Genomic DNA, 5964 nt, shown 5'->3' on the forward strand with positions numbered 1-5964 from the left:
GCGCCCAGGTTCACATCGTCGATATTGGCGTTCGCATAGCCGAGCGAGCCGTAGACGGTGGTGGGCGAGAGGCTCTGGGCCGAGGCGATGGCGGGGATGGACAGGGTAAGGGCGGTCGTTGCCGCAAGCGCGATGAGAGACTTCATTTGATACTCCAACGTCAGGTTCAGCTCCCCAGCACCGCCCAGGTGGGCCTCAAACACGGCGGGGGAAGGTCTGTTCCTCGACATTGGGCGGAAACATTGTGGCGGACGGCCGCCTGTGACTTGGAAAGCACAAGTCGGCTGACGAGGGCCCCCGGCGTGCTATCAGTGTTCCCTGAAAGCGCCGGCCGGTTCGCCGCGCGCGCGTACCGGGAGACGACCCCTTGCACCCAGCCGTGATCGCGGCCACCGGCCTCTACACCCCGCCCCAGAGCGTCTCGAACGCCGAGCTGGTGGAGGCCTTCAACGCCTATGTGGCCAATTTCAACGCCGAGCATGCCGACGCCATCGCGGCGGGCCAGGCCGACGCCCTGACCCCCTCCTCCGTCGAGTTCATCGAGAAGGCCTCGGGGATCAAGTCGCGTCATGTGGTGGACAAGGCCGGCGTGATCGACCCGGCGGTGATGACCCCGCGCATCCCCGAGCGCCCCAATGACGAGCTGTCCATCATGGCCGAGATCGGCGTGGCGGCGGCCCGCGACGCCATCGCCCGCTGGGGCAAGGACGCCAGCGCGATCGACGCGGTGATCTGCGCGGCCTCCAACATGCAGCGGGCCTATCCGGCCATGGCCATCGAGATCCAGCAGGCGCTGGGGATCGAGGGCTTCGGCTTCGACATGAACGTGGCCTGCTCCTCGGCCACCTTCGGGATCAAGACGGCGGCCGACTACATCGCCACCGGCTCGGCCCGGGCGGTGCTGGTGGTCAATCCGGAGATCACCTCGGGCCACCTGAACTTCCGCGACCGCGACAGCCACTTCATCTTCGGCGACGTGGCCACCGCCGTCATCGTCGAGCGGGCGGACCTGGCCCAACCCGGCCAGGGCTGGGAGATCCTCGGCACGCGGCTGAAGACCCAGTTCTCCAACAATATCCGCAACAATTTCGGCTTCCTGAACCGCGCCGCGCCCGAGGGGATCGGGGCGCCGGACAAGCTGTTCGTGCAGGAGGGCCGCAAGGTGTTCCGCGAGGTGGTGCCGATGGTCGCCGAGATGATCGTCGACCACGCCGCCGACCTGCGGCTCGATCCCACGGGGCTGAAGCGCCTGTGGCTGCACCAGGCCAACATCAACATGAACTTGATGATCGGCAAGAAGGTGCTGGGGCGCGACCCGGAGCCCGGCGAGAACGTCATCATCCTCGACACCTACGCCAACACCTCGTCGGCCGGCTCGATCATCGCCTTCCACAGCGCCAATGAGGACTTCACGGCCGGGGACACCGGCCTGATCTGCTCCTTCGGGGCGGGCTATTCCGCCGGCACGGTGTTCGTCAGGAAGCGGTAGGCCGCAGGGCCTTGGTGCGGAACCACTTGGAGATGACCCACTTCTCGCCGGAGGTGGGGGGCGAGCCCTCGTGCAGGGTGCGCGGGTCCATGGCGCCGTCGTCGGTGACGCTGTCGAAGATCAGCGCCCCGCCCGCCGCCGGCCGGTAGGCGGCGTCCAGGCGCGGGAACAGGGTCGCCCCGCCCTCGAAGCCGTCGTTGAGATAGACCAGCAGGGTGCGCACCCTCTGGCCCATGACCTCGAGCTGGCGGGCGTTCTCCGGGGTCTGCGGGATGTAGTCCATGTGCGGGCGATAGCGCTCGCCCGGCGCATAGTGCAGCACCCCCAGGCCCTCGGCGTTCTCCGGCGGCATGCCGGCGGCCTGGCTGATGCGCAAATTGACCAGCTCCAGGATGACGTCGGAATCCACCAGGCCGAAGTGCATCACCCGGTTGGAGCGCTCGTCCTTGACCCGCTCGGCGCCGTCGTCGTCCACCACCATTCCGCGGTCCAGGGCCGGTTCGGCCAGGGCCATGACATAGCCGCAGACCCAGGCGGGCAGCAGGTCGGGGATCGACAGGATGCGCGGGCTCTCGCTCTCCACATTGCGCGCCACCGGGGCGGCGAAGGCCGAGAGGTCGGCGGCCGCGGCGATGGCGTCCCAGTCGAAGGCCGGCACGGTCGGGGCGCGGCCGGCCAGGGCCGCCAGGGCCGGCTCGAAGCCGGTGGCCGCCGCCGCCGACAGGGCGGCGAGCGACAGGTCCGGGTCGCCGCAGAGCAGGCCGAGCTGGCAGGCGGCGCGGCCGTCGCCGGCCTCGGCGGCCCGGGCCAGCCAGTAGAGGGCCCTGCCGAGGTTGCGGGGCGTGCCCACCGCGCCTGAGTCGAGGATGGCCGCCAGGTGCAGGGCGAAGGGATCGCCGGCCTGGGCGGCCTGGACGATCCGCGCCACCCCCAGGGCCGGCGCCTTGGGGGTGATATGCCCCACCAGCTGCCAGAGCCCCAGGCGCGAGACGGCGGGCATCCAGCCCCCCTGGGCGGCGCGGACCATCCAGTCCAGGGCGGCCTTGGACTGGCCCTGGGCGTCCAGGGCCTCGGCGAGCGCCATCTGGGCCTCGCTGTCGCCGGCGAGCGCCGCGCGGTTGGCTTCGTCGAAGGTCAGGATGCGCTGGGTCAGGGGATCGGCTCACTCTTGGGGGGATGGGCGGCCTTCCAGTCCATGGCCATGCGCACGCGGTTCCCCACGGCCGGGTGATCATAGAACAGGACCTCCTCCAGCTTGGAGGGGGTGGCGGCGCGGTATTCGATGGTCTTGACCAGGGCCTTGGCCAGGCCGTCCGGCTCGTTCACCCGCTCCAGGGAGAACTTGTCGGCGTCGGTCTCGGCCAGCCGGATCATCGAGGAGGTGATGGGCGTCCCCGCCAGGGCCAGGACGGCGATGATGATGGAGATCACCGGGAAGCCGGCGGGATCGGAAATCCCCTGCACGCCCTTGGCGCCCGCCAGGGCGGCCACGGGGGCGAACAGCTTGTCCACCAGGAAGAAACTGACCAGGGCCAGCAGGCCAAAGCCCAGGGCCAGCCAGATGGAGTGCATGTGGACATAGTGGCCCATCTCGTGGCCCACCACGCCACGCACCTCGGAGATGTCGGCGCCCTGCTTGAACATGGTGTCGCTCATCGCCACCCGGGCGGTGCCGAACAGGCCCGAGACATTGGCGGTGTAGCGGTTGGACTGCTTGGAGCCGTTGTAGACATAGATCTTGTCGGACGGCACGCCGTTGGCCTTGGCCATCTCCACCACGGTGTCGCGCACCGGGCCAGGCGGCGCCGGGGTATAGGTGTTGAACAGCGGCTCGATGAAGACCGGCGACAGCACCATCAGCACCATGAAGGCCGCGGCCACCAGGCCGCCGCCCCACAGCCACCAGGTCTTCGGCGCGCGGCGGATCAGGGCGTAGACCGCCGCGGCCAGGACCACCGACAGCACCAGGGAGATGGCCATCATCATCAGGTGCTCGCTCATCCAGCCCGCCAGGGGCTGGCTGGTGAGGCCGTAGCCCTTCTCCCGCCACCAGTCCTCGTAGACCGCCCAGGGCAGGCCCAGCACGCCCTCGATCACGCCGTCCGCCAGCAGGACCAGCAGGGCGGCCAGCCAGGGCCGGCTCTTCTTGGCCTCGACCCAGGCGCGGACCTTCACCAGGACGCCGGAGCGCAGCACCAGCCAGGCGATGACCACCGCCACCACCGCGCTCCAGAGCAGGACCCAGTGGCCGCCCTGGGTGTAGGCCGTGGCCTTGGCGTGGGCCTCCGGCGGCAGCACCGCGAGATAGGCCTGCGTCGCCGCGGCCGGATCGAATTGGGCCATGCCCCGTCCCTCCCGAATAAGGGGTGGAAAAAGCCAGATAACCCCCGGCTTGTCAGGTGAAATTTGTCTCATGTGGGGCCGGGGCTATCCCCGCCGTGACCGCCGGGAGATAAGGGCTCATGACCGTGATCCTGGCCATCCACGCCCATCCCGACGACATCGAGACCCTGGGCGCCGGGACCCTGGCCCTGCTGGCGGCCAAGGGCCACACGGTCAAGATCGTCACGGTGACGGCCGGCGACTGCGGGTCAGCCGAGATGGACCTGGCCACGACGGCCCAGGTCCGGCGGGGCGAGGCCGCCGCGGCCGCGACCCTGATCGGCGCCGACTACCGCTGCGCCGACATCCCCGACCTGTCGGTGTTCAACGACGATCCCTGCCGGCGGCGCGTGACGGAGATGGTCCGCTGGGCGGCGCCCGACATCGTCATCACCGCCTCGCCGGCCGACTACCACCCCGACCATGAGGCCGTGAGCGTCCTGGTGCGCGACGCCTGCTTCGCCGCCTCCGTCCCCAACTACAAGACGGGCGAGGCCAAGGTGCTGGCGGGGATCCCGCACCTCTATTTCATGGACCCCATCGGCGGCCGCGACCGCGAGGGGGCCCGGGTGGCGCCCGACTTCGGCGCCGAGGTGGGCGACCACTTCGCCGCCAAGCAGGCCATGCTGGCGGCCCACAGGAGCCAGGACAGCTGGGTCTCCCAGCAGCACGACATCAGCGACCACCAGGCCTCGATGGAGGCCTGGACCCGCCGGCGGGGCCGCGACTTCGGCGTTCCCCTGGCCGAGGGCTTCCGCCAGTACCGCCATCACCCCTACCCCCGCACGCCCCTGCTGCAGGAGCTGCTGGGGGAGGCCCTGGTGACGCCCGCCAACTGAACCCGTGATCCCCTCGGTGCGAACGAGGCGCTCTCTTGTAGAACAGGCGTCTGTAGAACAGGCGTCCCTTCTCCCCTTGCGGGAGAAGGTGGCCGGTCGGAGACCGGTCGGATGAGGGGTCACGCTACCCTCTCCGCAATTCCTGAAACGTCCTAACCCGATAGGCCTATCGACCCCTCATCCGACCCTGCTCCGCAGGGCCACCTTCTCCCGCAAGGGGAGAAGGACGCAGGGAATAGAACGCCAACGGAAACAGTCCATCTCACTTAGGCGCCTTCCCGCCCTGCCCGGCGCCTGACAAAAAGATCGCGCCCGTGTCGGGCTCCGCGCCGGTGGGGCGTCCTTGGGACATAGCCGCCGGAAACAAGGGTGTTTGCGTAATGACCAAGCTGATGACGACGCTGCTGGCCGCGGGCGCAAGCCTGGCCCTGTCCCAGGCCTTCGCGGGCCCCGCCTTCGCAGCCGGCGGCGCCTGCCCGCCCGGCGTGCCGCAGGGGATTTTCTGCGGCGAGAAGGACGCCAGCCTGGCGCCGGCCGGGATCTATGGGATGGACACCCAGCACGCGGCGGTCGTCGCCCGGGTGGCGCACATGGGCTATTCCATCAGCGTCTTCCGCTTCGACAAGGCCGAGGCGACCCTGACCTGGGACCCGGTCGTCCCGGCCAAGTCGTCGGTCACCGCCGCTGTGGAGACCGCCTCGATCACCAGCAATGTCGCGGGCTTCGCCACAGCAATCGCCGACAAGTACCTGATGTCCAAGGCCAATCCGACGGCCACCTTCGTCTCCACCGCCTTCCGCCAGACCGACGCCACCCACGGCCAGGTGGAGGGCCGGCTGACCCTGATGGGCAAGACCGCGCCCCTGACCCTCGATGTCGTCCTGGTGGGCGCCGGCAAGGGCTTCGGCGCCCCGCGCATCGGCATGACCGCCCGCGGCTGGATCAAGCCCGGCGACTACGGCATGCCCGCGGTCTTCGCCGACCCCATCGAGCTGGTGATCGACGCGGAGTTCGCGAAGCAGGGTTGAGGGAGGGGCGAGCTTCGACAGGGTCGGCCGCCATCCGCTTGTCCGAGGGTCCGGTTGCGGGCTGAATACCGATGGTGGGAATCGACGGTGGGCTCAACTGATCGCTGCAACACACTCGGCAAAGGTCTCGGCTGGCGTCCGATAGAGCAAGGTCTTTCTGGGCCGTTCGTTGAGCTGTCGAGCGATGGCGCTCAGCTGGACTTGGCTGTGCAGTGATAGGTCGGTC

At 69.4% G+C, this 5964-nt stretch carries 5 protein-coding genes and 1 pseudogene; 3 read left to right on the plus strand and 3 right to left on the minus strand.

Features of this window, described 5'->3' with window-relative positions; all coding sequences use genetic code 11:
* Positions 1-367: 367 nt before the first annotated feature.
* Positions 368-1489 carry a beta-ketoacyl-ACP synthase III gene (locus Q7T09_RS07035; RefSeq protein ID WP_304698772.1) on the plus strand — a complete coding sequence of 374 codons (1122 nt, stop codon included), beginning with the start codon at positions 368-370 and terminating at the stop codon, positions 1487-1489.
* On the opposite strand, the gene Q7T09_RS07040 is transcribed toward Q7T09_RS07035, so the two are convergent.
* Positions 1476-2573, minus strand: a complete 1098-nt coding sequence (locus tag Q7T09_RS07040) for a 2OG-Fe(II) oxygenase (RefSeq protein ID WP_304698774.1) — start codon at positions 2571-2573, stop codon at positions 1476-1478. The genes Q7T09_RS07035 and Q7T09_RS07040 overlap by 14 nt on opposite strands.
* Positions 2574-2638: 65 nt before the next feature.
* On the minus strand, positions 2639-3832 hold the full coding sequence (locus Q7T09_RS07045; RefSeq protein ID WP_304698776.1) for a M48 family metallopeptidase: 1194 nt from the start codon (positions 3830-3832) through the stop codon (positions 2639-2641).
* 119 nt (positions 3833-3951) lie between these two features.
* Between Q7T09_RS07045 and Q7T09_RS07050 the strand changes: the two genes are divergently transcribed.
* Positions 3952-4710, plus strand: a complete 759-nt coding sequence (locus tag Q7T09_RS07050) for a PIG-L deacetylase family protein (RefSeq protein ID WP_304698778.1) — start codon at positions 3952-3954, stop codon at positions 4708-4710.
* A gap of 380 nt (positions 4711-5090) precedes the next feature.
* Positions 5091-5738, plus strand: coding sequence for a YceI family protein (locus Q7T09_RS07055; RefSeq protein WP_304698780.1), 648 nt, complete (start codon positions 5091-5093; stop codon positions 5736-5738).
* 93 nt (positions 5739-5831) lie between these two features.
* Here Q7T09_RS07055 and Q7T09_RS07060 read toward each other — a convergent pair.
* A pseudogene (locus Q7T09_RS07060) lies at positions 5832-5964 on the minus strand (IS30 family transposase); the annotation flags it as partial.

It is taken from the genome of Phenylobacterium sp. (assembly GCF_030645195.1).
GTDB lineage: Bacteria > Pseudomonadota > Alphaproteobacteria > Caulobacterales > Caulobacteraceae > Phenylobacterium.